This is a genomic window from Cupriavidus sp. 22TCCZM04-2, from assembly GCF_057798895.1.
Map to the genome: position 1 here is coordinate 193,726 of NZ_JBYOJS010000005.1, position 24,197 is coordinate 217,922.

21 protein-coding genes and 1 tRNA gene are annotated in these 24,197 nt (G+C 66.4%); 8 read left to right on the plus strand and 14 right to left on the minus strand.

Annotation, left to right across the window (positions count from 1 at the left end):
• Positions 1-39: 39 nt before the first annotated feature.
• From phhA to AC3FKG_RS10920, 4 genes are all read left to right on the plus strand, one after another.
• Positions 40-990: a phenylalanine 4-monooxygenase gene (gene phhA, locus AC3FKG_RS10905; protein ID WP_488743054.1), complete on the plus strand. Its 951-nt coding sequence runs from the start codon at positions 40-42 to the stop codon at positions 988-990.
• A gap of 98 nt (positions 991-1,088) precedes the next feature.
• Complete coding sequence (locus AC3FKG_RS10910) at positions 1,089-1,391, plus strand: 4a-hydroxytetrahydrobiopterin dehydratase (RefSeq protein WP_483709882.1); 303 nt, start codon at positions 1,089-1,091, stop codon at positions 1,389-1,391.
• 165 nt (positions 1,392-1,556) lie between these two features.
• Positions 1,557-2,261, plus strand: coding sequence for a response regulator transcription factor (locus tag AC3FKG_RS10915; protein WP_211952709.1), 705 nt, complete (start codon positions 1,557-1,559; stop codon positions 2,259-2,261).
• A gap of 59 nt (positions 2,262-2,320) precedes the next feature.
• Complete coding sequence (locus tag AC3FKG_RS10920; RefSeq protein ID WP_483709884.1) at positions 2,321-3,967, plus strand: sensor histidine kinase; 1,647 nt, start codon at positions 2,321-2,323, stop codon at positions 3,965-3,967.
• Positions 3,968-4,006: 39 nt separating this feature from the next.
• Here AC3FKG_RS10920 and AC3FKG_RS10925 read toward each other — a convergent pair whose 3' ends face one another.
• Entirely contained in the window at positions 4,007-4,528 is a 522-nt protein-coding gene (locus tag AC3FKG_RS10925; RefSeq protein WP_488743055.1) for an SET domain-containing protein, read from the minus strand.
• A gap of 1,038 nt (positions 4,529-5,566) precedes the next feature.
• On the opposite strand from AC3FKG_RS10925, the gene AC3FKG_RS10930 reads away from it, so the two are divergent.
• Together AC3FKG_RS10930 and AC3FKG_RS10935 are read left to right on the plus strand one after the other, a co-directional pair.
• Positions 5,567-5,845, plus strand: coding sequence for an HU family DNA-binding protein (locus tag AC3FKG_RS10930; protein WP_211952706.1), 279 nt, complete (start codon positions 5,567-5,569; stop codon positions 5,843-5,845).
• A 252-nt stretch (positions 5,846-6,097) separates the two neighbouring features.
• Positions 6,098-7,069, plus strand: coding sequence for a DUF2272 domain-containing protein (locus tag AC3FKG_RS10935; RefSeq protein WP_483709887.1), 972 nt, complete (start codon positions 6,098-6,100; stop codon positions 7,067-7,069).
• Between the two features lie 64 nt (positions 7,070-7,133).
• Here AC3FKG_RS10935 and dinB read toward each other — a convergent pair whose 3' ends face one another.
• The 3 genes from dinB to AC3FKG_RS10950 all read right to left on the minus strand — a co-directional run bounded on the left by dinB (position 7,134) and on the right by AC3FKG_RS10950 (position 10,581).
• On the minus strand, positions 7,134-8,219 hold the full coding sequence (gene dinB / locus AC3FKG_RS10940; RefSeq protein ID WP_488743056.1) for a DNA polymerase IV: 1,086 nt from the start codon (positions 8,217-8,219) through the stop codon (positions 7,134-7,136).
• A gap of 151 nt (positions 8,220-8,370) precedes the next feature.
• Positions 8,371-9,282 carry an EamA family transporter RarD gene (gene rarD, locus AC3FKG_RS10945; RefSeq protein ID WP_488743057.1) on the minus strand — a complete coding sequence of 304 codons (912 nt, stop codon included), beginning with the start codon at positions 9,280-9,282 and terminating at the stop codon, positions 8,371-8,373.
• Between the two features lie 165 nt (positions 9,283-9,447).
• On the minus strand, positions 9,448-10,581 hold the full coding sequence (locus AC3FKG_RS10950) for a TRAP transporter substrate-binding protein (RefSeq protein ID WP_483709891.1): 1,134 nt from the start codon (positions 10,579-10,581) through the stop codon (positions 9,448-9,450).
• A 453-nt stretch (positions 10,582-11,034) separates the two neighbouring features.
• On the opposite strand from AC3FKG_RS10950, the gene AC3FKG_RS10955 reads away from it, so the two are divergent.
• Complete coding sequence (locus tag AC3FKG_RS10955; protein ID WP_488743058.1) at positions 11,035-12,636, plus strand: carbohydrate porin; 1,602 nt, start codon at positions 11,035-11,037, stop codon at positions 12,634-12,636.
• On the opposite strand, the gene AC3FKG_RS10960 is transcribed toward AC3FKG_RS10955, so the two are convergent.
• The 10 genes from AC3FKG_RS10960 to def form a co-directional block, all read right to left on the minus strand.
• Positions 12,620-13,351, minus strand: a complete 732-nt coding sequence (locus AC3FKG_RS10960; RefSeq protein WP_483709894.1) for an aquaporin — start codon at positions 13,349-13,351, stop codon at positions 12,620-12,622. The genes AC3FKG_RS10955 and AC3FKG_RS10960 overlap by 17 nt on opposite strands.
• A gap of 352 nt (positions 13,352-13,703) precedes the next feature.
• Positions 13,704-14,195 carry a hypothetical protein gene (locus AC3FKG_RS10965; RefSeq protein WP_483709896.1) on the minus strand — a complete coding sequence of 164 codons (492 nt, stop codon included), beginning with the start codon at positions 14,193-14,195 and terminating at the stop codon, positions 13,704-13,706.
• A gap of 214 nt (positions 14,196-14,409) precedes the next feature.
• Positions 14,410-14,485, minus strand: a tRNA-Phe gene (locus AC3FKG_RS10970).
• 52 nt (positions 14,486-14,537) lie between these two features.
• On the minus strand, positions 14,538-15,248 hold the full coding sequence (locus tag AC3FKG_RS10975; RefSeq protein ID WP_488743059.1) for a response regulator: 711 nt from the start codon (positions 15,246-15,248) through the stop codon (positions 14,538-14,540).
• Positions 15,249-15,299: 51 nt separating this feature from the next.
• Positions 15,300-17,738: a sensor histidine kinase gene (locus AC3FKG_RS10980; RefSeq protein ID WP_488743060.1), complete on the minus strand. Its 2,439-nt coding sequence runs from the start codon at positions 17,736-17,738 to the stop codon at positions 15,300-15,302.
• A complete protein-coding gene (locus AC3FKG_RS10985) occupies positions 17,735-18,589 on the minus strand; it encodes a DUF4390 domain-containing protein (RefSeq protein WP_488743061.1) in 855 nt (284 codons plus the stop codon). Before AC3FKG_RS10985 ends, AC3FKG_RS10980 begins: the two co-directional genes overlap by 4 nt.
• 9 nt (positions 18,590-18,598) lie before the next feature.
• A complete protein-coding gene (rsmB, locus tag AC3FKG_RS10990) occupies positions 18,599-19,972 on the minus strand; it encodes a 16S rRNA (cytosine(967)-C(5))-methyltransferase RsmB (protein WP_483709902.1) in 1,374 nt (457 codons plus the stop codon).
• A gap of 176 nt (positions 19,973-20,148) precedes the next feature.
• Positions 20,149-21,009, minus strand: a complete 861-nt coding sequence (gene htpX / locus AC3FKG_RS10995) for a zinc metalloprotease HtpX (RefSeq protein ID WP_483709903.1) — start codon at positions 21,007-21,009, stop codon at positions 20,149-20,151.
• A 197-nt stretch (positions 21,010-21,206) separates the two neighbouring features.
• Positions 21,207-22,211, minus strand: a complete 1,005-nt coding sequence (gene fmt, locus AC3FKG_RS11000) for a methionyl-tRNA formyltransferase (protein ID WP_488743062.1) — start codon at positions 22,209-22,211, stop codon at positions 21,207-21,209.
• A 142-nt stretch (positions 22,212-22,353) separates the two neighbouring features.
• Positions 22,354-22,860, minus strand: coding sequence for a peptide deformylase (gene def / locus AC3FKG_RS11005; RefSeq protein ID WP_488743063.1), 507 nt, complete (start codon positions 22,858-22,860; stop codon positions 22,354-22,356).
• A gap of 161 nt (positions 22,861-23,021) precedes the next feature.
• Between def and AC3FKG_RS11010 the strand changes: the two genes are divergently transcribed.
• Positions 23,022-24,191 carry a LysM peptidoglycan-binding domain-containing protein gene (locus tag AC3FKG_RS11010; protein ID WP_488743064.1) on the plus strand — a complete coding sequence of 390 codons (1,170 nt, stop codon included), beginning with the start codon at positions 23,022-23,024 and terminating at the stop codon, positions 24,189-24,191.
• Positions 24,192-24,197: the final 6 nt, after the last annotated feature.

Here is a 24,197-nt window from a genome sequence, read left to right on the forward strand (position 1 = left end):
GCACACAGCGCACCGCGCCAAACCCAGGAGACAAATTCGATGTCCGCTATCGCCAGCGCCCCCGTTCAAGAAGCCCCCGGCCAGTTTGACGGCGCCTTCCAGGGCACCATGACGGACAAGCTCAGGGAGCAGTTCGACGCCGGCCTGCTGTCCGGCCAGACCCTGCGCCCGGACTTCACCATCGCGCAGCCGGTGCACCGCTACAGCAGCACCGACCACGCCATCTGGCGCAAACTCTATGAGCGCCAGGCGTCGATGCTGCGCGGTCGCGTCAGCAACGAATTCCTGCAAGGCCTGGCGACTCTGGGCATGGAAAAGGACCGCGTGCCCGAGTTCGACCAGCTCAACGAGACGCTGATGCGCGCCACGGGCTGGCAGGTGGTCGCCGTACCGGGCCTGGTGCCGGACGAGGTGTTCTTCGATCACCTGGCCAATCGCCGCTTCCCGGCCAGCTGGTGGATGCGCAAGCCCGAGCAGCTTGACTACCTGCAGGAGCCGGACTGCTTCCACGACGTGTTCGGCCATGTGCCGCTGCTGATCAACCCGGTGTTCGCCGACTATATGGAAGCCTACGGCAAGGGCGGCCTGAAGGCGGCCGGCCTGGGCGCGCTGGACATGCTGGCGCGGCTGTACTGGTACACGGTGGAATTCGGCCTGATCCGCACGCCCGAAGGCCTGCGCATCTATGGCGCCGGCATCCTGTCCAGCCAGGGCGAGTCGGTCTACAGCCTCGATTCGGCCAGCCCCAACCGCATCGGCTTCGACGTGCGGCGCATCATGCGCACGCGCTACCGCATCGACACTTTCCAGAAGACCTACTTCGTGATCGACGACTTCGAGCAGCTGTTCGACGCGACCCGGCCGGACTTCGCGCCGCTGTACCAGGAACTGCGCGACCTGCCGACGCTGGGCGCGGGCGATGTGGCCGCGGGCGACCAGGTGATTCATGCCGGCACCCGCGAAGGCTGGGGCGACAGCGACGATATTTGACCGCAGTCGGCTAACCGCACGGTTTTCTGCTTTGTGAAACAATGCCGGCAAGCCCGCCAGGGCGGGCCGGCTTTTTCTTTCAACTGATCGAGCCCAACATGACACCCCTTTCGCCCCAGGCGCGCACCACCCTGCTCGCCGATCTGCCCGGCTGGACCGACGTCGACAACCGCGACGCCATCCATAAGCGCTTCACGTTTTCCGATTTCAACGCCGCGTTTGCGTTCATGACGCGCGTCGCCATCCAGGCGGAGAAAGCCGACCACCATCCCGAGTGGTTCAACGTCTACAACCGCGTCGACATCACCTTGTCCACGCACGACGCCAACGGCCTGACCCAGCGCGACATCGACCTGGCCCGTTTCATCGAGCGTGCGGCCGCCTCGCTGCAGGTGGCGTAAAGCGCGCACCGGCGGTACTGAAGGCAAACCGAAAGGAAGACCTGCGCCGTGGCCTGTACAATCTGCGGATCGCGGTTTCGCGTGTGCGCCACGCCGCGCCTGCCGCATCCTGTCTTCCTTCCCGGCTGATCCAGCCATGCCCGACGTCCTGCCCGAATTGCCGCCATGCGAATCCTGCTGATCGAAGACGACCGCCAGATCGCCAGCGGCGTCGAAGCCGGCCTGACACGCGCCGGCCACCAGGTGCGCGTGGTCCATGACGGCGTCTACGCCACCGAACACCTGCTGCGCGAGCAGCACGACCTGGTCATCCTCGACCTGGGCCTGCCCGGCATCGACGGCATGACGCTGCTGGCGCGCTACCGCGCCCGCAACCGCACCACGCCGGTCATCATCCTGACCGCCCGCGACGAGCTCGAAGACAAGCTCTCCGGCCTGAACGCCGGCGCCGACGACTATCTCGTCAAGCCGTTTGCCCTGCCCGAACTCGAAGCCCGCGTGCGCGTGCTGCTGCGCCGCAGCCAGCATGGCGAAGCCGTGCCCGACCGTGATGTGCGCCTGGGGCGCCTGCGCCTGTCGGGGAACGATCGCCGCATGTTCATCGACGGCAAGCCGCTGGAACTGTCGCCACGCGAGTTCGCGGTGCTGGAACTGCTGCTGCAGCGCCAGGGCCGCGTGGTCAGCAAGGCCCAGCTGCAGGACCACCTGGCGACCTTCGCGCATCCGGCCGGCGAAGGCGGCGATACCGTCGGCGATACCGCCATCGAGGTCTATGTGCACCGCGTGCGCAAGAAGCTCGAGGAAAGCGACGTCGAGATCGTCACGGTGCGCGGCTTCGGCTACCTGCTGCAGGTCCGCGCCGGCCAATGAGCGCGCGCGCGTGGCACGGGCCGGGACGGCGCCGGCCGGCTGACTGAAGCTTCCGCGCCATGTGGCCGCGATCCCGCATCTCCCGTTCCGCTGCCGAACCCGGCACCCCGTCGCCGCCGCCGCAGACCCGCCGCACGGCGCAGGCGCCGCGCGTGGCGGTCAACGCCAGCCTGCGCGTGCATTTGTTGCGCGCCCTGGCCACGCCGCTGTTCGCGCTGGTGCTGGTGAGCGGCTCGCTCTCGTACTGGCTGGCCGCGCACTACACCACGCAGGTATTCGACCGTGCGCTGTATGGCGTGGCGAACAGCATCGCGCAGCAGATCCGCATTGCCGGGCCACGGCTGGAGCAGGACATCCCGATGATCGCGCAGACGCTGGTCGAGGCCGAAGGCACCGACCGCATCTACTGGCGCATCCATGGCCCGGACGGGCTGATCGGCGGCATGGACACCTGGCTCGGCTACGGCACCGGCCAGACCACGCTGCACGACGCACGCCTGTTCTATGCCTGGTTCAGCGGCCGCCAGGTCCGCGCGGTGCGGCTGCCGATCATGCTGCCGAGCGCGGCAACCGATGAACTCGGCACCAGCGAGGACGGCAAGGCGACGCGCGGCCCCATCGTGGTGGAAGTGGCGGAACTGCTGGACCGCCGCGAAACGGCGGCCAACGAGATCCTGCTGTCGGTATCGGTGCCGCTGATCCTGCTGCTGCTGGTGGGCAGCCTGATCCTCTCGCACGTGCTCAAGGAAGAGCTGGTGCCGCTGCAGATCCTGACCGACAAGCTGAACCGCCAGACCGCGCGCTCCCTCGCGGCGCTCGACGAAACCCAGGTGCCGGCCGAAGTGGCGCCGCTGATCCGCGGCCTGAATGCGCTGCTGTCGCGCCTGCGGGACGCGCTGGACGCTCAGCGCAAATTCATTGCCGATGCCGCGCACCAGTTGCGCACGCCGCTGACCGCCGTGAAGCTGCACGCCGACCGTGCCATGGAAGCCGATTCGCTCGAAGTCGCCCGCCACGCGCTGCGCGAGTTGCAAACCGCCTCCGACCGCGCGGTACGCCTGTCCAACCAGCTGCTGTCGCTGGCGCGGGCAGAGCCCGGGCTGTCGCTGGAGCGGCTGGGCCCGGTGGAGTATTTCGACCTGGCTGCGCTGGCCTTCGAGACCGGCGCGGAATGGGTGCCCCAGGCGCTGGCGCGCCGCCTCGACCTGGGCTTCGAGGTCCTGCCAGGCCCGACCTTTACCGGCGGCTCGCCGGCCATGGTGCGCGGCAACCGGCTGCTGATGCGCGAAGCCCTGTCCAACCTGATCGACAACGCCGTGAAATACGTGCCCCCGGGCGGCCGCATCACGGTACGCGCGGGCGGCGAGGCGCTCGGCAATCGCGGCATGGCCGTGGTGATGGTGGAAGACAATGGCCCGGGCATCGCGCCCCAGCGGCGCGAAGAGGTCTTCAAGCGCTTTTTCCGTGGCGATCGCCAGGGCGACCAGGTGCCGGCGACCCAGGCCGCTGGCGCCGGGCTGGGGCTCGCGATCGTGCATGAAATCATCGGCCTGCACCACGGCACCATCCGCATCGAGGATGTGCCGGCCGGCAACTCGGACACGGCGGCAGATACTGCCCGCGAGCCGGCCGCGAGCCCTGAACGGCGCCCGACCATGCGCTTCGTGATCCGGATCCCGTGCGAAGCGGCCGGGCTGGCCGCCTGACGCGAGCGGCTCAGGCCGCGGCCAGGCTTTGAGCCAGGCTTACTTGCTACCCGACTTCCTGTTCTTGGGCGCAAGCATGGTGCCGCGGCATTCCGGATTGCCGCAGCGGCACTCGAATTCCTTCTTCAGCTTCTTCGTATAGCGGGCTTCGATCACCAGCCCGTAGTCATAGAAGAGCTCCTCGCCGGCCGCGATATCGCGCAGCGCGTGGATAAACACCTTGCCCTTCTTCTCGCGCGCCTCGCAGTTCGGGGCGCAGGCGTGGTTGATCCAGCGCGCGCGGTTGCCGCCGAACTTGGCATCGATCACGCTGCCGTCGTCCAGGCTGAAATAGAACGTGTGGTTGGGATCGGTCGGGTCGTGCGGGTGGCGTTCCAGCGCCTTCTTCCAGGAAATGTGCTCGCCCTTGTATTCGATCACGCGCTCGCCCTCGGCGATCGGCGCCAGCGCGTAAACGCCTTTGCCATGCACCCCCGACTGGCGTACCTCGATGCGGTCACTCGCCGACTTGCCCGCCTTGCTTGCCTTGCCGCTGTCCTTGCGCTTTGCCTTGTCAGCCATTTGCCTTTCCGTGCTGGTCGCTTTCCGTTGCATTGCAGGCGCCGATCCCCTCGACGCGATCGGGATGATACCGGCGTGCCCGGGCACCGTATACGCGGGCCGACATCGACGGCGCGTATACGTCGAATCACAACCCGGAAGCGGGTCGCATCAGGCCGCCAAAGCCTTATACGCAACCACCGGGAATGTGGATAAGGGCGCCCGTTTCTGTGGATAAGAAGCCGGATTGCATGTGGGCTGCCTGGGGCTGGCATGGGGACGCGACTGGAACAAGTTTGGCCATCGGCGAGCGCGTTTTCCGTATACCCGGAAGTCATCCACGTCCGCCAACACTGCATCCCTGTGGTTTTCGTTTACGTAAACCTTTGATCCGCCTGATGTTTACCTGCTTATCCACAGAAAACGCCCCCGTTTACCTACTACCACTATTTGTATACATGAAAAGAAAGATGTAAACCCAACGGACCACCCCTCGCGTGGCCTGAAAGCCGAGGTCGGGAACGAGGACGTAAACCTGCCGCCGGGGCCAGTTGCCACGTCGACTGCGCCTACCCGCCGTATACGTCGACCGAGGTATACGCAAAAAGCGCTGCAAACCCCATGTGGGGACCTGCAACATAGTGCATGTGGGTAGTGGAGGCAGGGAGCGAGGCCGCCTCGGGTGATGCGGGATGCCGGCGCAAGCCTTGGGAAAGGGCCGTACAGGCCTTTGGAGCCTGCTCAGGGCACTCCGGTACCCAACGGAAGGTCGTATGGCTGCCAGGCGCGTATACGCGCTTAAAGGGCGCCGAGGCGCCTCAACAGGGCAGAGCAGCGTAAACCGCACATAGAGCGCCGCTTTACCATGGATAGAGGGGCTGAGGGTCAGCAAAGTCACGGCCAGAAGCGGCTTTCCGGATAGCTTCTCGTAACAATCTCGTCCAGTGCGCCTTGTCCGGCACGGTATCATGTGGCCCGCGACGTCTTTGCCGGTCCGGTCCGCTAGCGGCCTTCCGTGCCTGGACGTCTGTGTTTTATCAACTCGATACGGAGTGAAGCATGACGAAAACCGAACTGATCGACGCTATCGCAGCCGGTGTGGACGGTCTGACCAAGGCAAAGGCCGAGCAGGCACTGAACGTGACCCTGTCGGCCATCATGGACGCCGTTGCCAAGGGCGATACGCTGAGCCTGGTCGGCTTTGGCACGTTCAGCAAGGGCGAGCGCGGCGAGCGCATGGCCCGTAACCCGCGCACCGGCGAAGAAATCAAGGTGGAAGCAGCCAAGACGGTGAAGTTCAAGGCTGGCCAGAAGTTCAAGGACGCCGTCAACCAGTAAGCCCGGAAAGTCCGGCGGGCCACTGCGCACCCCCGGCTTTGCATGTTCCCGCCATGCCGCCACCGTGTCGCCCAAGGGCGCAGGTGCGCGCCGGGCGGGGAAACGTTATCCACAGTGCCGGCAGGAGACTTCTGCAAAGGCCTGTGTACCCGGGCCCGGCCCGTCCAGCGGCTGGCCGGCAAGACCCGCAAACAGCCGTTCAGGCACGGTTGATCAAGGCCGCGGCATGGACGGCGCAACATTGGGGGCCATATGCTTCCCCGATCGGACCAGGGCACCTTTCCACAGCGTTATTCACAGCGCTTTCCACAGCGGATTCCACAGGTTTCTCCACAGGCGCGGGGTTGGGTTCTCGGTGCGGCCCTCGCGCTGGCACTGCTCGCTGGCTGCAGCACGGTAAGCGAACCCGCGCGCCCGCAAGCCACTCCCCTGCCCGACCTGGAACAGCCCGTCACCACGCCGGGCGCGACGGCGCGCGAACGCATCGTCGAAATCGCCATGCAGGAATGGCGGCGCTGGGGCTCGCAGACTGTGCGGCTGGGCCGCGACGATACCGCGTGCGTGACGTTCAGTCCGCTGCCCGCGCCACCACCGCTTGAAGCGCAGGCCGACACGGACAGCCTACCGGCCCAGGGTTCCGCCGACCAGGATGCGGACCAGGACAGTGCCGGGGCCGGCTGTGTTTCCTTTCCGGATGGCACCGGCATGGAAGCCACGCCGCTGGGCTGCCAGATGGCGCGGCGCTACTGGGGCATCGTCGGCCAGGCGCCAGATTGCCGGCAGGTCACGCGGCCATCCTGGGCATGGTCGGCGGTGTTCATTTCGTGGGTCCTGCGCAAGGCCGGACTCGACGACCGCCAGTTCCTGACCGGCCAGTCACATTCGATGTATGTCGCGGACGCGCGCGACGGCATCCTGCCCCGGCCCGCCTTCCGCATTGAACCCGTTCCTGCGCTGCCGCGCACCGGCGACATCATCTGCGCGCCACGCGGGCGGGACAGGTACCTCGATGACATCGCCGAGATCGGCTTTGGCACGACGCCTATGCATTGCGACATCGTGGTCTCCGTGGATCGCGCCGCGCGGCTGGTGAAGGCCATTGGCGGCAACGTCCAGCAATCCGTATCGATGGAGGAGATCGAACTGGGCGATTCGGGTCTGCTCGATGGCGTGACCAACTCGCATATGCCCTGGCTGCTGATCATGCGGAACAATCTGCAGTAGATTATTCGCGTGACGAATCAGATTTTTAATATTTATAGTGTGTTGATTGGTTGCGTAGATATGCTCAGGGAAACAGTTCGAGCTGCGACGTATCGCGATCGCTCGTGCCCACGCCGACGCCCAGTAACCGTACCGGCAAGCCGCGCCGTGCATGGCCCTCGGCCAGCAGGCGGGCGTAGGTATCGCGATCCGGCGCGTGGCCGCGGCATTCCACTGTAGTCTGGCGGAAGTCCGCGAAGCGCAGCTTCACGGTGAGCTTGTCGATGGTGTCGTGCGCCTGCGCCCGGGCAATGCGGGCTTCGAGCATGGCGATCAGGGGCTCCAGTTCCGCCAGGCAGGCCTGCAGGTCGGGCAGGTCGTCGGCATAGGTCTCCTCGACGCTGATCGACTTGCGTTCGCGCTCGGGCGATACCGTGCGGTGGTCGATGCCGCGGCACAGGTCATAGAGCCGCGCGCCGAAGCGTCCGAACTCGCGATGCAGCCGCTCCGCCGGCCAGTCGCGCAGATCGCCGCAGGTCTCGGCGCCCAGGCGCTTGAGCTTGGCCGCGGTGACCGCACCCACGCCATGGATGCGTCCGACCGGCAGTTCGGCGATAAAGGCGTCCACTGCCAGCGGCCGTACCACGAAGAGCCCGTCGGGCTTGTTCCAGTCGCTCGCGATCTTGGCCACGAATTTGTTCGGCCCGACCCCTGCCGATACCGTGACGCCCACCTCCTCGCGCACGCGCCGCCGGATTTCCTCGGCGATGCGCGTGGCGCTGCCGCCGTGGTGCGCACACGCGCTCACATCGAGATAGGCCTCGTCCAGCGAAAGCGGTTCGACCAGGGCCGTGTACTCGCGGTAGATGGCGAAGATCCGGCGCGAGACCTCGCGGTACTTGTCCATGGCCGGGCGCACGATCAGCAGGTCGGGACAACGCCGCAGTGCCTGCGCCGACGACATGGCCGAGCGCACGCCGAATGCGCGTGCCTCGTAGTTGCAGGTGGCAATCACGCCGCGCCGGTCAGCGGCACCGCCAACCGCCATGGGGCGCCCACGCAGCGACGGGTCGTCGCGCATTTCGACCGACGCGTAGAAGCAGTCACAGTCGCAATGGATGATCTTGCGCTGGACGGCAGGTTCTCTGGACGGAGGCGGGTTGGCGGACATGCGGTGAAGGGATGGTGGAACCTCTCCATCCATCGAAGCTATTTATGATGATGTCGTTGATGGTTACCACGTCATTTGTCGTATCGATGGATTCAGACCGAAATGGTACGATCCAGCCTTGTATTTCATCAATGCAATGAATGAAAGATGATCATTGATTTGCTGGTTCATCTTTCACGTTCATGGAATTGGACTTTTGCCGGGTGCCCGCCCACAGTCCTTCCGCCGCATACATCACCAGCGATATCCAGATCAGCGCATAACCCATCTGCTTCTGCGGCGGAAACGGCTCATGCCATAGCCAGACGCCGAGCAGCAGCTGCAGCGTCGGGCCGGTGTACTGCAGCAGGCCCAGCAGGGACAGCGGGATACGCCGGGCTCCGGCGGCAAAGAACAGCAGCGGCACCGCGGTGACCGGACCTGCCATCAGCAGCAAGAATTGCGTACCTGGTGCTGCGTGCCGGAAGCTGTCCTGGCCGGTGGCGAACAGGTAGGCCAGCGCCGCGGCGGCCAGCGGGAACAGCAGCAGCGTCTCGAGCGACAGGCCTTCAAGCGCCCCCAGGGCGCCCGTCTTGCGCAGGAGCCCGTAGCCGCCGAAGGTCGCCGCCAGTGCCAGGGCAATCCACGGCAGCTGGCCGGAAGCGATCGTCAGCCAGGCCACCCCGCCTGCCGCCACCGCGATCGACAACCATTGCCCCGGCCGCAGACGTTCATGCAGGAACATCACGCCGAGCAGCACGCTGAACAGCGGGTTGATGAAATAGCCCAGGCTGGCATCGACCACGCGGTTGGCCGACACGGCCCAGATATAGAGGAACCAGTTGCCGCACAGCAGCGCGGCGCTTGCGGCGAAGGCGAGGATCAGGCGCCGGTCCGTGACCACCTTGCCAAGCCAGGCCCACTGGCGCCTGACGGCCAGGATAGCCGCCAGGAACACCAGCGACCAGACCATCCGGTGCAGCAGGATTTCGGCCGGCGCGATGCCGGGCAGCGACTTGATGTAGAGCGGGAGCAGCCCCCAGATGGTGTAGGCCAGGAGTGCGTAAAGGATGCCGAGTCGCATGGAGAGTTCCGATAGATGCTGCGCGCGATTCTACCGGCGGGGGTGTTTTGTTGCCGAAGCGCGGCAGGCTCCGGCATTGCATTCGCCCAAAACAAAAAACCCCGTGCCTTCACAGGAACACGGGGTTTGCGCTGACGGGGACGGGTCTGCCCCCGCGTCGCGTCCTTACAGCTTGCGGGAGTAGCTGAACTGCGCGAATGCTTGCTCGGCCACGTTGAACCAGGCTGCCTCGTTGTTGCGGAACACGCGCCAGTCGTCGTAGATCTTCTTGAACGACGGGTTCTTCGCGGTTTCGTCGGCGTAGGCTTCCTGCGTCGCCTTGAAACAGGCCTCCATGATTTCCTTGGAGAACGGGCGCAGCTTCACGCCGTTTTCCAGCAAGCGGGCCAGCGCCTGCGGGTTGACCGTGTCGTACTTGGCCATCATCGTGGTGTGCGCCTCGATCGTGGCGGTTTCCAGCGCGCGCTTGTACAGCGCCGGCAGCTTCTCGAACTCGCTGGCCGAGGCGTAGAACGACAACTGCGCGCTGCCTTCCCACCAGCCCGGGTAGTAGTAGTACGGCGCCACCTTGTAGAAGCCGAGCTTCTCGTCATCGTACGGGCCCACCCACTCGGCTGCATCGATAGTGCCCTTTTCCAGCGCCGGGTAGATGTCGCCGCCGGCGATCTGCTGCGGCACCACGCCCAGGCGCGACAGCACCACGCCGGCAAACCCGGCAATGCGGTACTTCAGGCCCTGCAGGTCGGCCACGGTCTTGATTTCCTTGCGGAACCAGCCGCCCATCTGCGCATTGGTGTTGCCGCCCAGGAAGTTGACGACGTTGTATTCCTTGAAGAACTCGCGCATCAGCTTCATGCCGTTGCCTTGCAGCATCCAGGCATTCTGCTGGCGCGCGGTCAGGCCGAACGGGACGGTGGTGTCAAAGCACAGCGTGGGGTTCTTGCCGAAGTAGTAGTAGCCGGCGGTATGGCCGATCTGCACGGTGTTGTTCTGCACCGCGTCCAGCACCTGCAGGCCTGGTACGACTTCACCGGCGGCGAAGACCTTGATGTTGAACTTGCCGTCGGTCAGCTCCTTGACGCGGGTGGCCAGCAGCTCGGAGCCGCCGAAGATGGTGTCCAGCGACTTGGGGAAGCTCGATGCCAGGCGCCATTCCACGGCAGGATTGCTGCCGACGACGGCCGGGGCGGCAGGGGCGCCTGCGGCCGGTGCTGCGGCCTTTTCATCCTTGCCGCATGCGGCAAGTGCCCCGGTTGCGGCCACTGCCGACGCTTTCAACAGGAAGGAACGACGCTGCATTGACTTCTCCTCTTTTATAGATATTGGTGCGGATGCGGGCCTGGGCGCCGATCGTGTCATCGCGCCTTGCACCGACCGTGACGGGCCCTTGGCCGGGATGGTGCCGTGGGCGCACGCGGTGCGTGTTGCGGACGAGAACCCGCGGGACGATATCCAACCGCCTTGAGACACCCGTTCGTAACAGGCCGGAGCTGTCTTACCCGAAAGACAAGACCACCGATTATAGCGGTGCCTTTTTCGGCACGGAGCCCTGCGCAAGTCCGGGTTTTCGCTAATCTGGAAGGCGGCTTCGCAATCGGAACATCGCGTCCGAAGCCGTGCCATGCGCCCTGCGCTTTTCGTATTGTGATTAGGACAACGTAGTGGGATTTTGTAACCCGGCTTGCGGTCAAATCGTGCGGCTGTTAAAAAAAGACCCCCACACCGGGTCTGCCGTACCGGTCCGTTCGTTGCATGCTGTCCGAATTCCTTGCCGCTTCCTGCCGTCGCTTTCCCCGCCGCCGCCTGAGTGTTGCCGTACTGGCTGCCTGGGGGATGACGGCGTGCGCGCAGACGCCGCAGGACCTCCAGTCGCTGGCTCCGCCACGGATCCAGGCAGCGCAACCGGCTCCGCGCGTGCTGGCCATGGCCACGCCGGCCGATGATCCGCTCGCTGCCTTGATTGCCGGCGAGCAAGCGCCGCCCAAGGCTGCGGAGCCGCCCGCTGCGCCCGCTTCGGCAGATGCACAGGTGGCACAGGCCACCACGCCGTCCGAGGATGACTTCGTCGGCCCGCCCGATTCCGCCGCCCCGCCCCCTGCGCCCGTGGTGCTGTTCCCCGCAAAGCTTGGCCACTTCCTGCCCGAACCGCCTGCGCAAGGTGACAACAGCGATGCCACGCCGTCAGACGCACCGCCGGTACTGCGCTCGCAGCTCCCGGCCGACGACGCCGCGGTCGATTCCGTCTGGCGCCTCAGCTACAGCGGCCGTGCCGCCGCTGAAGAGCGCGACGCCACCATGCGCGCCTGTGCCGGCGGCGCGTTGTCCACGGGCATCGGCCACGGCCTGGCCTGCCGCAGCGCGGGCGAGGTCAAGATCCGCGAGTCGGTGCTCGACCTCGACGGGGGCGCCCAGGTCATGCTGATCGCACAGGCCCGCGGCACGGATGCCACTTCCGTCAACGGCCGGCCCGCGGCGGTCGATCCCTACGCGCTGGTGCCGCAGTTCTACACGGCCGTGAACGGCCTGTCGGTGCTGGACGGCGCCACCATGTGGGCTGGCCGCCGCGACAGCGATCCGTTGCTGATGTCGTCCGGCCTGCTGCCCCCCAATTCCGCTGCCATGCGCTTCGGCGTGGACAATGCGCGCGTGCTCGGCGATATCGGCCTGAGCTACCAGTACACCGCCCGCAATGACCAGAACGGGCAGAACCTGCCGAGCTACCACTCGCTGCGCACGGCGCCCATCGCGACCAATCCGCATGGTTCGGTGCAGTTGGGCTTCACGCGCGTCGAAGCACAATCCGTGGTGGCGGACTCGGGCAGTGCCTGGTGGGCGTCGGCGATGCATGAGCAGAAAGGCGTGCTCGCCGGTACCAACCGGGTCGGGCTGCAGTTCGGCTCCGGAGCGCGCAGTGCCATGGCGGGCTACACGGGCATGGGGGAGTCGCTGTCGCGCGTGCGGGTCGCGGAATCGCTGGAGTGGAAAGGGAAGTCGGGTCTTGGCGGTTCGGTCGAATCGAGCATGCAGTTCGACCGCTCGCCTGTCGGTACGCTGCAGTGGGCGGCCACGCGGATCCGCCCGGCCTATGTCGCCAGCGACCAGTTCAAGCTGGTCTTCGAGGTGGCGCGGGACCAGATCTCGTCCGGCTTCGGCGCCAGCGGACAGCGCACCGCGCTGACCGTCGCGCCGACGCTGACGCTGGGCAAGTCCGCCGGCAATGCGAACCTGCGCGCGTTCTACACCTACAGCCGCGCCACCGATGTCGATGGCCTCGCCTTCACGGCCCCGGCCGAGGCCTGGGCCACGCAGAACAGCGGCTCGATCTTTGGCGTGCAGCTCAATCGGCGCTGGTAGTCGCGCCAGCGCTGGCCTGGTGCCAGTGCGCCGCGGGCGCGGCCTGTACCGCTGTGGCCGGCTTGCGGTACAGCCAGTGGAACAGCAGCGTAGCGCTCAGTCCGCCGGCAATCTGCGCGATCACGAAGCCTGGCACATCGACGGGACGGATGCCGGTGAAAGTATTGGTCATCGCGCACGCAATCGTCAGCGCCGGGTTGGCGAACGACGTCGATGACGTGAACCAGTAGCCGGCGGTGATATAGCCGGCCACGACAAACGGCGCCAGGCCCGGACGGCTGCGCAGCGTGCCGATGCCGACCCCGACCAGCCCGAACGTCGCCACGAACTCGCTCCACCACATCGGCAGGCCCGTGCGGCTCTGGGCCGACCACGCCAGCACCGGTTCGCCGAACATCGCATGCGCGGCCATCACACCGGCAATGCCGCCGCCGACCTGCGCCAGCACGTAGGCCAGCGCGGTGCGCGGCGAGAGCGTGCCCTGGACCAGCCCCGACAGGCTCACCACCGGGTTGAAATGCCCGCCGGACACCGGTCCCAGCGCGACCAGCAGCGCCATGAGCCCCGCACCGGTGGCCAGCGCATTGCACAGCAGCGCCAGGCCGACATTGCCACCGGCCAGCCGCTCGGCGCGGATGCCTGAACCCACCACCACGGCGATCAGCAGTGCCGTACCCAGTCCCTCTGCCGCCAGCCGGCGCGAAAGCGTACTCACTGCTGCGCCCCCGCGGCGGCGGTCATCAGGGAACAGGTCATGCTGAGCGACCGCTTGGCGCGGCGCAAGGTCTTCAGGGGCTGGGGCATGTGTGGCCGGGGTGCAGGCATGTCCTGCACGGAACAGGACATCAGGCCGAAAGAGAGGACGACAGCAGCGTAGCAGCGGGATGCGCAACGTCGCCTGAGACGACGCCTCGATCGGGAACAAAACCGGCGCCCAGGCATGGGTCCGCCGGAACGCGAAGTTTTCCGCCGGCGGCGATGGGCGTCAATGCGCGCGCGCGATCTTGTGAACAGACCGCAGGTATGGAATCAGGCCGCGGTGTGGCCGAAGCCCAGGCGCGACGCGCTCAGCGCAACAGGAAGGCGATATCCTCTACGCCGATCTTTGCGACCGGGATGCCGCGGCGGCGCTGGAACAGGATGTGCTGCTGCACGCGGCTGCGCTGTTCGGCGAACACCGTCGGATCGATGGGCGTGCCAATGCGCATGTAATGCTGCACGAGCAGCTTGTAGGCACGGTGACGGATCTGCAGGGCGTCGGCTTCGGCGCGCAGCCGCTTGGTTTCGGCGGGGCTCCGGTCGACAGCCTGGTGAAGTTCGTCCACCGTACGCGCGTGAAGCTCGCGGTAGACATCGCGCTCGGCCTCGGCGTGGTGCAGTTCATCGCGCAATGCGCGGATCTTCTGCTGCAGCTTCAGGGTCTGCGCCATGGCCTGCTGCACATTCCTTGCCGCGCCCAGCGCGTGGCTGGCCGCGGCCATGGTGCTCTTCCAGATGCCGCGTTCGGCGGCTTCGGTTTCCTGCGGCCAGCCGATGCCTGCCTCGGACAGCGTATCCATATTGACCCCCAAATAGAAACAGCCTGAGCCGGCCGCGCATTCTGTGTGCGCGAGTCCGATACGTCTTCGGCATCAGGCAATCGTAGAGATATGTCTAACGACAGCCAAGTCAAATCTTTTTAGATCTGGTTTGTATCGCTGGGCGGATAGCGGCGTGCGGAACGGCGGCGCCAAAACAAAAAGCCCGACTCGATGAGTCGGGCTTTTGATGTTCTGGTGGCCTGGGACGGAATCGAACCGCCGACACAAGGATTTTCAATCCTCTGCTCTACCGACTGAGCTACCGGGCCAAAGAAGCGAAACTATAGCAACGGATCTTGTGCCCGTCAAGCGTTCATTGCATCACTGCTCCGCGGGTTCCTGCTTGTTGCGGCCCAGTTCCACGCCGAGCTGCTTGAGCTTGCGGTACAGGTGCGTGCGCTCCAGGCCGGTCTTCTCGGCCACGCGGGTCATGCTGCCGTGTTCGCGCACCAGGTGGTACTCGAAGTAGGCACGCTCGAACAGGTCGCGCGCCTCGCGCAGCGGCATGTCGAACGAAAAATGCATCTCGGCTTCAGGCGGGCGGGCCGCGTTGCTGCCATTTGGCGCGGCTTCACTGCCGGCCTCGGCGGCTGCAGGCGCCAGGGCAGCGTCCACGGCAGGCGCCGAGGGTGCGGGTGTCGCAGCAGTCGTCGTGCGCGGGCGTTCGATGCCACGGGCCAGGCCCTGCTCGACCGCCGACAGCAGCTTCTGCAGCGCGATCGGCTTTTCCAGGAAATTCAGTGCGCCGATCTTGGTGGCCTCGACCGCGGTGTCGATGGTGGCATGGCCCGACATCATGATCACGGGCATTGTCAGCTGGCCTTGCGCGGACCACTCCTTGAGCAGCGTCACGCCATCGGTATCCGGCATCCAGATATCGAGCAGTACGAGATCAGGGGTCGTGCCCGCCCGGTACTCGCGTGCCTGCTGCGCGTTCTCGGCGACCTCGACCACATGGCCTTCGTCACTCAGGATTTCCGAGAGCAGTTCCCGAATACCCATTTCGTCATCGACTACGAGGATCGTTGCCATACTTCCCCTCTTAACCCCACCGTAGCGCTCCGTGACGGACCGCCAAGTTGACTATGCCAGTTTAACGAACAGGATCGAGATCTGTGCACCGACGATCTCGGCACCGTCCATTCGATTGCGCAGTTCAATGCGCGCGCCGTGTTCGTCAATGATCTTCTTTACCATCGCCAGGCCGAGGCCCGTGCCCTTGGCTTTGGTGGTCACATAAGGCTCGAACGCACGGCTCAGGATACGCGGTGCGAAGCCGGGACCATTGTCCGCAATGGTTAGCTTGACTGCCTGACGGTTTTCGCCGGCAGAATCTTTATATTCTACAGTCTCGGTGTGTAGAGCGATATGGGGCGCCGCCCTACCGGCCGCGACGTTCTCGGCCGCGGCATCCTGCGAGTTCTGCAACAGGTTGTGTATCACCTGGCGCAGTTGCGTCGGATCTCCCTTGATCTCGGGAAGGCCCGGGTCCAGCGTCGCATGGATCACCGGATGCTCGTGCACGGTGTGGTCGTCGATGCCATACAGGTGCAACACCTCGGATACCAGTGCGTTGATCTGCAGTGACTGCAGCACCGCCGGTGGCGTGCGCGCATAGTCACGGAAGTCGTCGACCATGCGCTTCATCGCCGCCACCTGGTTAACGATCGTAGCCGCGCCGCGCTTGAGGACCTCGGCATCTTTGTCCTCAAGCTTTGGCGAGAGCTTCATCTGCAGGCGTTCCGCAGACAGCTGGATCGGCGTGAGCGGGTTCTTGATCTCATGCGCAAGGCGCCGCGCGACTTCGCCCCAGGCCACCGACCGCTGGACCGAAATCACGTCGGAGATGTCGTCGAACACGACCACGTAGCCGGGCTCGTCGCGTTCGCCGCCGGGCAGGCGCGCACCGCGCACCAGCAGCGTCAGCGGCTGCTCTTCATGGCCTTGCGGCAGTTCGATCTGCTTCTGCCAGTGCTCGGCGCCACCGAGCACTTCGCGCGTGCTCTGGTCGGAAAAGGCCTGGCGCACGATCTCGCCGAACGGACCCATGCCGGGAATATGTTCCATCGGCAGCCCCAGCACGGCGCCGAACGGCTGGCGGAAGATGCGCTCGGCGCCGGGGTTGGCGGTGATCAGCACGAAGCGCCGGTCAAACACCAGCACGCCGGCGGTGAGGTTCTGCAGCACGCTTTCCAGGTAGGCCTTCGATTGCTCGAGCGCGCTGCGGTTTTCCTCGACCGCCAGGCGCGCTTCGGCAAGCTGTCGCGTCATCTGGTTGAACTGCTGCGTGAGCATGCCGAGTTCATCGCGGCTCTTCAGTTCGCGCTTGGGCGAGAGGTCGCCTTCGGCCACTTCCTTGGTTCCCTGCACCAGCATCAGCAGCGGACGCGCGAGCTGGCCGCCGAGCAGCAGCGCGAGCATCACCGCGATGAACACCGCGAGGAACAGCGTGAGCGTCAGCGTGCCGATGTACATCTTGCGCAGGCCGGTGCGGCCCAGCGCCTTTTCCTGGTACTCCTGGTAGGCGCGCTGCACTTCATCCGCATTGCGCGCGAGCACGGCCGGCACGGGATGCACGACCTGCAGGTAACGCTCTTCACGCACGGTGTCGCCCACCAGCCCGAACCCGCTCGACGGCGAATCCTCGGGCCGGCGCTCCACCGAAAGGCCGGAGCCGGCCCAGCGCGTCTTCGGCGCGGCGGCGCGCGGGGCGCTGGCGGCGGCCGTGGCCGTGCCGGTATCGCCGGCAGGCGCGGCGCCGAGCGGAATGATCACGCGCAGCCGGTACAGGTGGCTGCTGTCGATGCGCTCGGTGCTGTTGCCATCCACGGACGGATCCGACCCCCCTTCCACCGCGGCGTAGCCGCCTGCCAGGCGCGCCTGCTCGGCCAGCACGCCCGACGGCAGGTCGGGGACCAGCGTGGCATAGCTGCTGGAAGCCGTGGCCAGCACGCGGCCGCTGCCGGTGAAGATCGCGGCTTCCTGTATGCCGTATTGCTCGCGCAGGCGATTGAGCTGCAGCGAGGTGGCCATGCCGGACGGCCCGCTCAGCTGGTCGGCCATCAGGCGCGCCTTGCCCTGCAGATCGGCCAGGGCGCTGTCGATGGTCGAGCGTCCCAGGTTCAGGCCCGCTTCGAGCGCGGTTTCCACGCGCACGTCGAACCATGATTCGATGCTGCGCGAAACGAACTGCAGCGACACCAGGTAGATCAGCACGCCGGGCAGCACGCCCACCACGCCGAAGAACACGGCGAGCTTGGTCATCAGGCGCGTGCCGAACTTGCCGCGGCGATAGCGCAGCCACAGCGTCAACGCCAGCGCGCCGACCGTGATCACCAGCAGCGCGCCGACGACCAGGTTGATCTTGAACAGCAGCGTGAAGTAGCGGTCGAAAAATTCGGTGTTGGCCGAAGCGCCGGCCAGCAGGCCCACCAGCACCAGCGCCAGGAACACGATGATCCCGACCACCACCCGGTAAAGCACGCGGCGAAACCGGCTGTCCCAGAGACTGCTGCTGTTCATGGCTGGCCGGGGACAGTCTGCACCAGCGCGAACGGCGAGAGTGCGGTCGACACGGTCTGGGCGAACGGGCTGCCACGCGTTTCGGCTGCCGCGGCCGGCGCCGACGCGGGTAGCGGAGGCGATGCCGGCATGGCCGGCGAGGCCGGCAGCGCAGGCGCGGGTACGGGCGCAGGCGGCGGCGGTGGCGGTGGCGCGTTCAGGTCGGTGGGCACGGTATAGGTAAAGCGGCGCCAGTCCGAAGCCAGGTTCCACTCGCGCGTATTGACCGCATTGATCTGGAACGGCTTGGGCAGCTGCGACAGGTCCAGCTTCATGCGCACCTCGGCATGATAGGACTCGCCGGGCTTGACCGCGCCCCGGTCGAACACGCGCCAGCCATGCACGCGCTGGATGAACTGCAGCGCGCTCTTCAGGCGCGCGAACGGAACTTGCAAGCCGCCCGTGGACACGCGGTACTGGCGCGTGAGCGGCTGGTAGGACAGGCGGATGGTACGGCTGGTATTGACGGGCTTTTCGTCGAACCAGTACCAGCGCGGGCGGGTGAGCTGGAACTCGACCATGAAATACAGCGAGATGCCCTTGTTCAGCGCGTCTTCGAGCGCCGGCGGCAGGTCGAAGTCGAAGCTTGCCGTGAGGTCGAAGCCGTTGTCCTGGTATTCGATGCGCGCCTCGGTGGCTTCGATGGCCTGCGCGCCGACGGCGCCCGCCCAGAGCAGGCAGGCCAGCACCAATGCCAGCACCGCGCACGTGCGCCGCAGCGCGCCGGCCGTGTCACCGCACCACGCCACGGCAACCGCGCGTACGCGGTCTGCAGGGACGCGGAAGTCTGACAAGCGCAGCGTGCTTACCATCGGATCAGATCAGGCGCGTTTCTGGAAGCGGGCGTAGAAGAAGCCATCATGATCAGACGGCAGGCCGTCCCGGCCAGCATCGTTGTCGCTGGCGGGCTGTGTTGCTTGGGAACCGGGCAATAGCTGCCCCGGTGCCTGCAATCGTATCGCATCTGTCAACTGTGCACCAAACCAGCGCGCCTGCTCCTCCCCTTCCGTTGGGAAAATAGAACAGGTGACATAGACCAGAATGCCGCCCGGCTTGAGCAGCGGCCAGAGTTGCGAAACGATGCGTCGCTGTTCATTGACAAGCCGGGCGATATCGGCTTCGCGGCGCAGCCAGCGGATATCGGGGTGGCGGCGCACGATGCCGGACGCGGAGCACGGCACGTCGGCCAGGATGCGGTCGAACTGCTGTCCGTCCCACCAGTCGCCGGGCCGGCTGGCATCGCCCACTACGATATGCGCGCGCTTGCCCAGCCGGGACAGGTTCTCGTCGATGCGGCCGGCGCGCTGCGCGTCGCTTTCGACCGCGGTCACGTCGATGTCGGCCAGTTCCAGCAGGTGGCCGGTCTTGCCGCCGGGCGCGGCGCAGGCATCGAGCACGCGCATGCCGTCGGCCACTTCGAGCAGCGGCGCAGCCAGTTGCGCGCCGGCATCCTGCACCGACACGTCGCCCTGCGCGAATCCCGGAATCTGCGTTACCGGGAATGCGCGCACCAGGCGCACGGCCTGGGCGCCGATGGCCTGGCCCGCCAGGCCGGCATTGGCCAGTTCCGTCAGGTATTGCTGCAACGGGATGCGTGCCGTGTTGACCCGCAACGTCATCGGCGGACGTACGTTGGCGCTTTCGGCCAGCGCCATCCAATGGTCGGGATACGCTTCGCGCAGCATGCGCAGCCACCATGCCGGCAGGTTCCAGCGGGCCTGCTCGTCGCGGTTCACTTCGGCCATCAGTGGCTTCTGTTCTCGCAGGAAACGCCGCAGCACGGCATTGACCAGGCCACGCGCGTGCGCAGTCTTGGGTTCGGAGGCGGCGGCGCTGACGGCCTGGTCCACCACCGTGAACGCGCTGTAGCCGCCGCGGCCGACCTTGGCCGAGTCGCCCTCCTCGCCTTCGAGCAGCAGCGACAGCGCGACGGCCAGCAAGGAGTCCACCTGCGCGCCGGGCGGCCGAGTGACCAGTTGCGTCACCAGCGCGCGTGCCGTGCCGAACTGGCGCATGGTGCGGTAGGCGAGGTCCTGCAGCGCGCCGCGCGTGGCGGCATCGCGCACGCGGTCCAGGCGCAGATGCGTGGCGGTATCTTCGATGGCCTGCGGCAGGGCTGTGCCTTCATTGACGGCACGCACGGCCATGGCGGCACCGAGCATCTGGAAGGCAAGCGATTCGTGGGGCAGGCGCATATCGGTAAGGCTTAAGACAATAGGACAAGGGGCGTGGCAACGGCCGACAGGCCAGGCAGGCGCAGGCGGCGCCGCGCGGGCAAGAAAAAGCCCGCTGGCCTGGCAAGCAAGACAGCGGGCAGTTTACCCTGTGCGAGGCGGGGCACCCGGTTTTTGGCGCCGCGGCCCGGCTGGCATCAGGCCGGGTACGTACCGGTCTGCGCCATCTGCATCAGGCGGGCAATGCGTTCTTCGGTCGCCGGGTGGGTCGAGAACAGGTTGGCGATGCCGCCGCCCGACAGTGGATTCATGATCATCATCTGCGCCGTGGCCGGATGTTCTTCCGCGGCCTGGAACGGGATGCCCTGCGCATAGCGGTGGATCTTGTCCAGCGCGCTGGCGAGCGCCTGCGGGTCGCCGCTGATCTCCGCGCCGCCGCGATCGGCTTCGAATTCGCGCGCGCGGGAAATCGCCATCTGGATCAGCGAAGCGGCCAGCGGCGCCAGGATCGCCACGGCAATGCTGGCGATCGGATTGCTGCGGTTGCCGTTCTCGTCGCGTCCGCCGAAGAACATCGCCATGTTGGCAAGTGCCGAGATCGCGCCGGCCATGGTCGCGGCGATGGTCGAGGTCAGGATGTCGCGATGGCGCACGTGCGCCAGCTCGTGCGCCATGACGCCGCGCAGTTCGCGCTCGGACAGCACGCGCAGGATGCCCGTGGTGGCGGCGACGGCGGCGTGCTCGGGGTTGCGGCCGGTGGCGAAAGCGTTGGGGGCGTCCTCGTTGATCAGGTAGACGCGGGGCATCGGCAGGCCGGCGCGCTGCGACAGGTCCTGCACCATGCCATAGAACTGCGGCGCGCTGCCGGCATCGACCTCCTGCGCGTTGTACATGCGCAGGACCATCTTGTCCGAGAACCAGTAGGAGAAGAAGTTCATGCCCAGCGCCATCACGAGCGCGAACATCATGCCGTTGCGTCCGCCGATCATGCCGCCGATGACGATGAACAGCGCCGTGATGGCGGCCATCAGCATGAAGGTCTTGACCCAGTTGAACATTGACGTGATCTCCGTGTAGTCGTCCGGTGCGCCGCCGCCACTGCGGGGCGCGCTGAACGTTAGATAGGGATGAAACGCTGAAAATTCAACGGGTTTGCGCGGCTCGCGGAATGCAGCGTGGCAGCCACGCCGGCCGCACACCCAGAGATGATGACCGTGCCCGCCAGGGTACGCAATCCGCACTTCAGATGGGGGCGTCAGGTTGCCGCGGCCGGCACGGCGAAGCGGGTTCCCGGCAGCAGCGGCGTCCCTTGCAGAAACTGCTGCGCGGGCTGGCGGCGGCCGCCCGGCTTCTGCAGTTCCGTGACCTGCAGCGCGCTGCCGTCGCCGCAGGCGATGATCACGCCAGTGGCGTCGGCGGCCAGCACCGTGCCCGCCGGATGCGGAAGACTGCTGCCGGCGGACAGCGGCACGGCCTGCCAGCACTTGATCACGGTGCTGTCGAGTTGCAGCGTGGCACCCGGAAAGGGGTTGAACGCGCGCACCTGGCTGGCCAGCTCGGCCGCCGGGCGGCGCAGGTCCAGTGGGGCTTCGTCCTTGCCGATCTTCTCGGCGTAGGTGACGCCGGCATCGGGCTGCGGCGTCGCGGGCAGCGTCTCGCCCGCGGCGAGCTTGCGCAGCGCGTCGACGATCATGCGGCCGCCCAGCGACGCCAGCTGGTCATGCAGCGTGCCGGTGCTGTCGTCGACGCCGATCGGCACCGACTCGCGCGACAGCATGGCGCCGGTATCCAGGCCTTCGTCCATCTGCATCAGTGTGATGCCGGTCTCGGCGTCGCCGGCTTCGATCGCCCGGTGGATCGGCGCTGCGCCGCGCCAGCGCGGCAGCAGCGAGGCGTGGATGTTCAGGCAGCCGAGCCGCGGCAGTTCCAGCACCTCGGCCGGCAGGATCAGTCCGTAGGCGGCCACCACCATGACATCGGGCGCGATCTTCGCCAGCGTGTCGACGGCCTCCGCGGCCTCTTCAGGATATTTTCCCGTGCGGCGCAGCGAGCGCGGCTGGAGCACCGGCTCGAGGCCATGGGCGACGGCGAACTGCTTGACGGGGCTCGCCTGCAACTGCATGCCGCGTCCGGCCGGACGGTCCGGCTGGCTGAGCACGGCGACCACCGGGAAACCGGCGGCATGGATGGCTTCAAGCGCGACACGCGCGAATTCGGGCGTGCCGGCAAAGGCGACACGCAGGGACTTGGCTGCGGACATGACTGGCTCCCTGATGCGGACCTGAAAACAGAACCGGCCGCATAGCGGCCGGTACGTTCCTGACTTCGGAAGCCATAACGATAGCAGACACGGCGCGGCTGTCCCAGCCTTGGCGCCGTGCATGTCCCGTCGTGGATGTCCGTTACATGCGCGCGCGTTCGCGCTTGTGCAGCTTGGACTTGATGCGGGTCTGCTTGAGCGGCGACAGGTATTCGACGAACACCTTGCCAAGCAGGTGGTCCATCTCGTGCTGGATGCAGACGGCCAGCAGGTCATCGGCGTCGAGTTCGAAGCGCTCGCCCTTTTCGTTGAGCGCGCGCACGCGCACGCGGTCGGGGCGCTCTACGCGGTCATAGACCTCGGGCACGGAAAGGCAGCCCTCTTCCCAGACCTTGCGGTTGTCGCTGGCCCAGACGATCTCGGGATTGATAAAGACCTGGAGCGCATCGCGCGTCTCCGACAAGTCGATCACCACCACCTGCTCGTGCACGTTGACCTGCGTGGCCGCCAGCCCGATGCCGGGTGCTTCGTACATGGTTTCCGCCATGTCCTTCACCAGCTGGCGGATGCGGTCGTCCACTTCCTTGACGGGTTTCGCCACGGTATGCAGACGGGGATCGGGATAGGTCAGGATGTCGAGTTTTGCCATGATGCTAGGGCGCAACGCCGGCGGCTCTGGGCTGTCCGGCCGCGTTGCGGCGGCGGGGGATTACATGCAGAATCGGGGCGCTAGTACAAAAATTCAAGGCGCGCCGCAGCAGGCACGCTCTCCAGGGTCAATCCGGCTGCTCTACCAGCCGGTTCACGAAAATGCGCGATCTTACCAAAGAACACCAGGCGGCGTCGGGCCGCAGGCTGCATGCGTTCACCCTCGCCATTTGGAGTGCTGCCGGCATCACCGTCGCCGCAACTGCTCCGTCCATGGCGGCAGATCTCACGGTATCACCGGCCCAGCACGCCGCAGCGCAGCGCGTGGCGCAGCAAGGGATTCCCGCCAGCGAGCTGTCGCCCAATGCCCCGTCGCAGTACACGGTTCGCAAGGGCGACACGCTGTGGGGCATTTCGGGGCAGTACCTGCGCCAGCCATGGCGCTGGCCCGAGCTGTGGGGCATGAATCGGCAGCAGATCCGCAATCCGCACCTGATCTATCCCGGCCAGGTCCTGTACCTGATCCAGCGCGATGGCCGGGCCTGGCTGTCGACCACGCCGGGCGCCAACGACACCGTCAAGCTGACGCCGCACGTGCGCGGCGACGCCGAAGGCGCGGCCATTTTCAGTATTCCGGCCAAGGACATCGAGCCTTTCCTGATCCGTCCGCTGGTGGTGGACCAGGGCACCCTGGACACCTCGGCGCGCATCGTTGCCGTGCCCGAATCGCACGTTTATCTGGGTCGCGGCGACACCGCCTACGCGCGCGGCATCGCGCCGGACGCGGCTGCCGTGGGCAGCGACTGGCAGGCCTTCCGGCCGGTCACGCCGGTGCATGATCCGGTCACGGGGCAGGTACTCGGGTATGAGGCCGAATATGAAGGCAATGTGCGCGTGGCCCGCGCCGCCGACGGTCCCGACGCGGTTTCCACGCTGCGCGTGACGCAGGCCCAGCAGGAAATGGGCGTGGGCACGCTGCTGGTGCCCCAGCCGACGCGCGAGGCCTTTCGCTACGTGCCGCGCGCACCGGAAACCCAGGTCGACGGCCGTGTCGCGAAGGTCTACGGCGGTGTGCAATACGGTGGCGCCAAGCAGGTCGTGGTGCTCAATGTCGGCACCAATGCCGGCCTGGAGCCGGGCCACGTGCTCGCGCTCTCGCGCACCGGCGAAGTCGTGGCCGACCGGACCGATGGCAACCGCCATATCGTGCTTCCCGACGAGCGCTACGGGCTGGCCTTTGTGTTCCGGGTGTTCCCGACCGTGTCGTACGCGCTGGTGACCGATGCCTCGAACGTGATCGAGGTCGGCGATCGCGTCATCTCTCCGCGTTGACGGCCC

Bases quoted from the DNA above. Each gene is read 5' to 3' on its own strand.
- phhA (WP_488743054.1), top strand. From the start codon at position 40: ATGTCCGCTATCGCCAGCGCCCCCGTTCAAGAAGCCCCCGGCCAGTTT.
- AC3FKG_RS10910 (WP_483709882.1), top strand. From the start codon at position 1,089: ATGACACCCCTTTCGCCCCAGGCGCGCACCACCCTGCTCGCCGATCTG.
- AC3FKG_RS10915 (WP_211952709.1), top strand. From the start codon at position 1,557: ATGCGAATCCTGCTGATCGAAGACGACCGCCAGATCGCCAGCGGCGTC.
- AC3FKG_RS10920 (WP_483709884.1), top strand. From the start codon at position 2,321: ATGTGGCCGCGATCCCGCATCTCCCGTTCCGCTGCCGAACCCGGCACC.
- AC3FKG_RS10925 (WP_488743055.1), bottom strand. From the start codon at position 4,528: ATGGCTGACAAGGCAAAGCGCAAGGACAGCGGCAAGGCAAGCAAGGCG.
- AC3FKG_RS10930 (WP_211952706.1), top strand. From the start codon at position 5,567: ATGACGAAAACCGAACTGATCGACGCTATCGCAGCCGGTGTGGACGGT.
- AC3FKG_RS10935 (WP_483709887.1), top strand. From the start codon at position 6,098: ATGCTTCCCCGATCGGACCAGGGCACCTTTCCACAGCGTTATTCACAG.
- dinB (WP_488743056.1), bottom strand. From the start codon at position 8,219: ATGTCCGCCAACCCGCCTCCGTCCAGAGAACCTGCCGTCCAGCGCAAG.
- rarD (WP_488743057.1), bottom strand. From the start codon at position 9,282: ATGCGACTCGGCATCCTTTACGCACTCCTGGCCTACACCATCTGGGGG.
- AC3FKG_RS10950 (WP_483709891.1), bottom strand. From the start codon at position 10,581: ATGCAGCGTCGTTCCTTCCTGTTGAAAGCGTCGGCAGTGGCCGCAACC.
- AC3FKG_RS10955 (WP_488743058.1), top strand. From the start codon at position 11,035: ATGCTGTCCGAATTCCTTGCCGCTTCCTGCCGTCGCTTTCCCCGCCGC.
- AC3FKG_RS10965 (WP_483709896.1), bottom strand. From the start codon at position 14,195: ATGGATACGCTGTCCGAGGCAGGCATCGGCTGGCCGCAGGAAACCGAA.
- AC3FKG_RS10975 (WP_488743059.1), bottom strand. From the start codon at position 15,248: ATGGCAACGATCCTCGTAGTCGATGACGAAATGGGTATTCGGGAACTG.
- AC3FKG_RS10980 (WP_488743060.1), bottom strand. From the start codon at position 17,738: ATGAACAGCAGCAGTCTCTGGGACAGCCGGTTTCGCCGCGTGCTTTAC.
- AC3FKG_RS10985 (WP_488743061.1), bottom strand. From the start codon at position 18,589: ATGGTAAGCACGCTGCGCTTGTCAGACTTCCGCGTCCCTGCAGACCGC.
- rsmB (WP_483709902.1), bottom strand. From the start codon at position 19,972: ATGCGCCTGCCCCACGAATCGCTTGCCTTCCAGATGCTCGGTGCCGCC.
- htpX (WP_483709903.1), bottom strand. From the start codon at position 21,009: ATGTTCAACTGGGTCAAGACCTTCATGCTGATGGCCGCCATCACGGCG.
- fmt (WP_488743062.1), bottom strand. From the start codon at position 22,211: ATGTCCGCAGCCAAGTCCCTGCGTGTCGCCTTTGCCGGCACGCCCGAA.
- def (WP_488743063.1), bottom strand. From the start codon at position 22,860: ATGGCAAAACTCGACATCCTGACCTATCCCGATCCCCGTCTGCATACC.
- AC3FKG_RS11010 (WP_488743064.1), top strand. From the start codon at position 23,022: ATGCGCGATCTTACCAAAGAACACCAGGCGGCGTCGGGCCGCAGGCTG.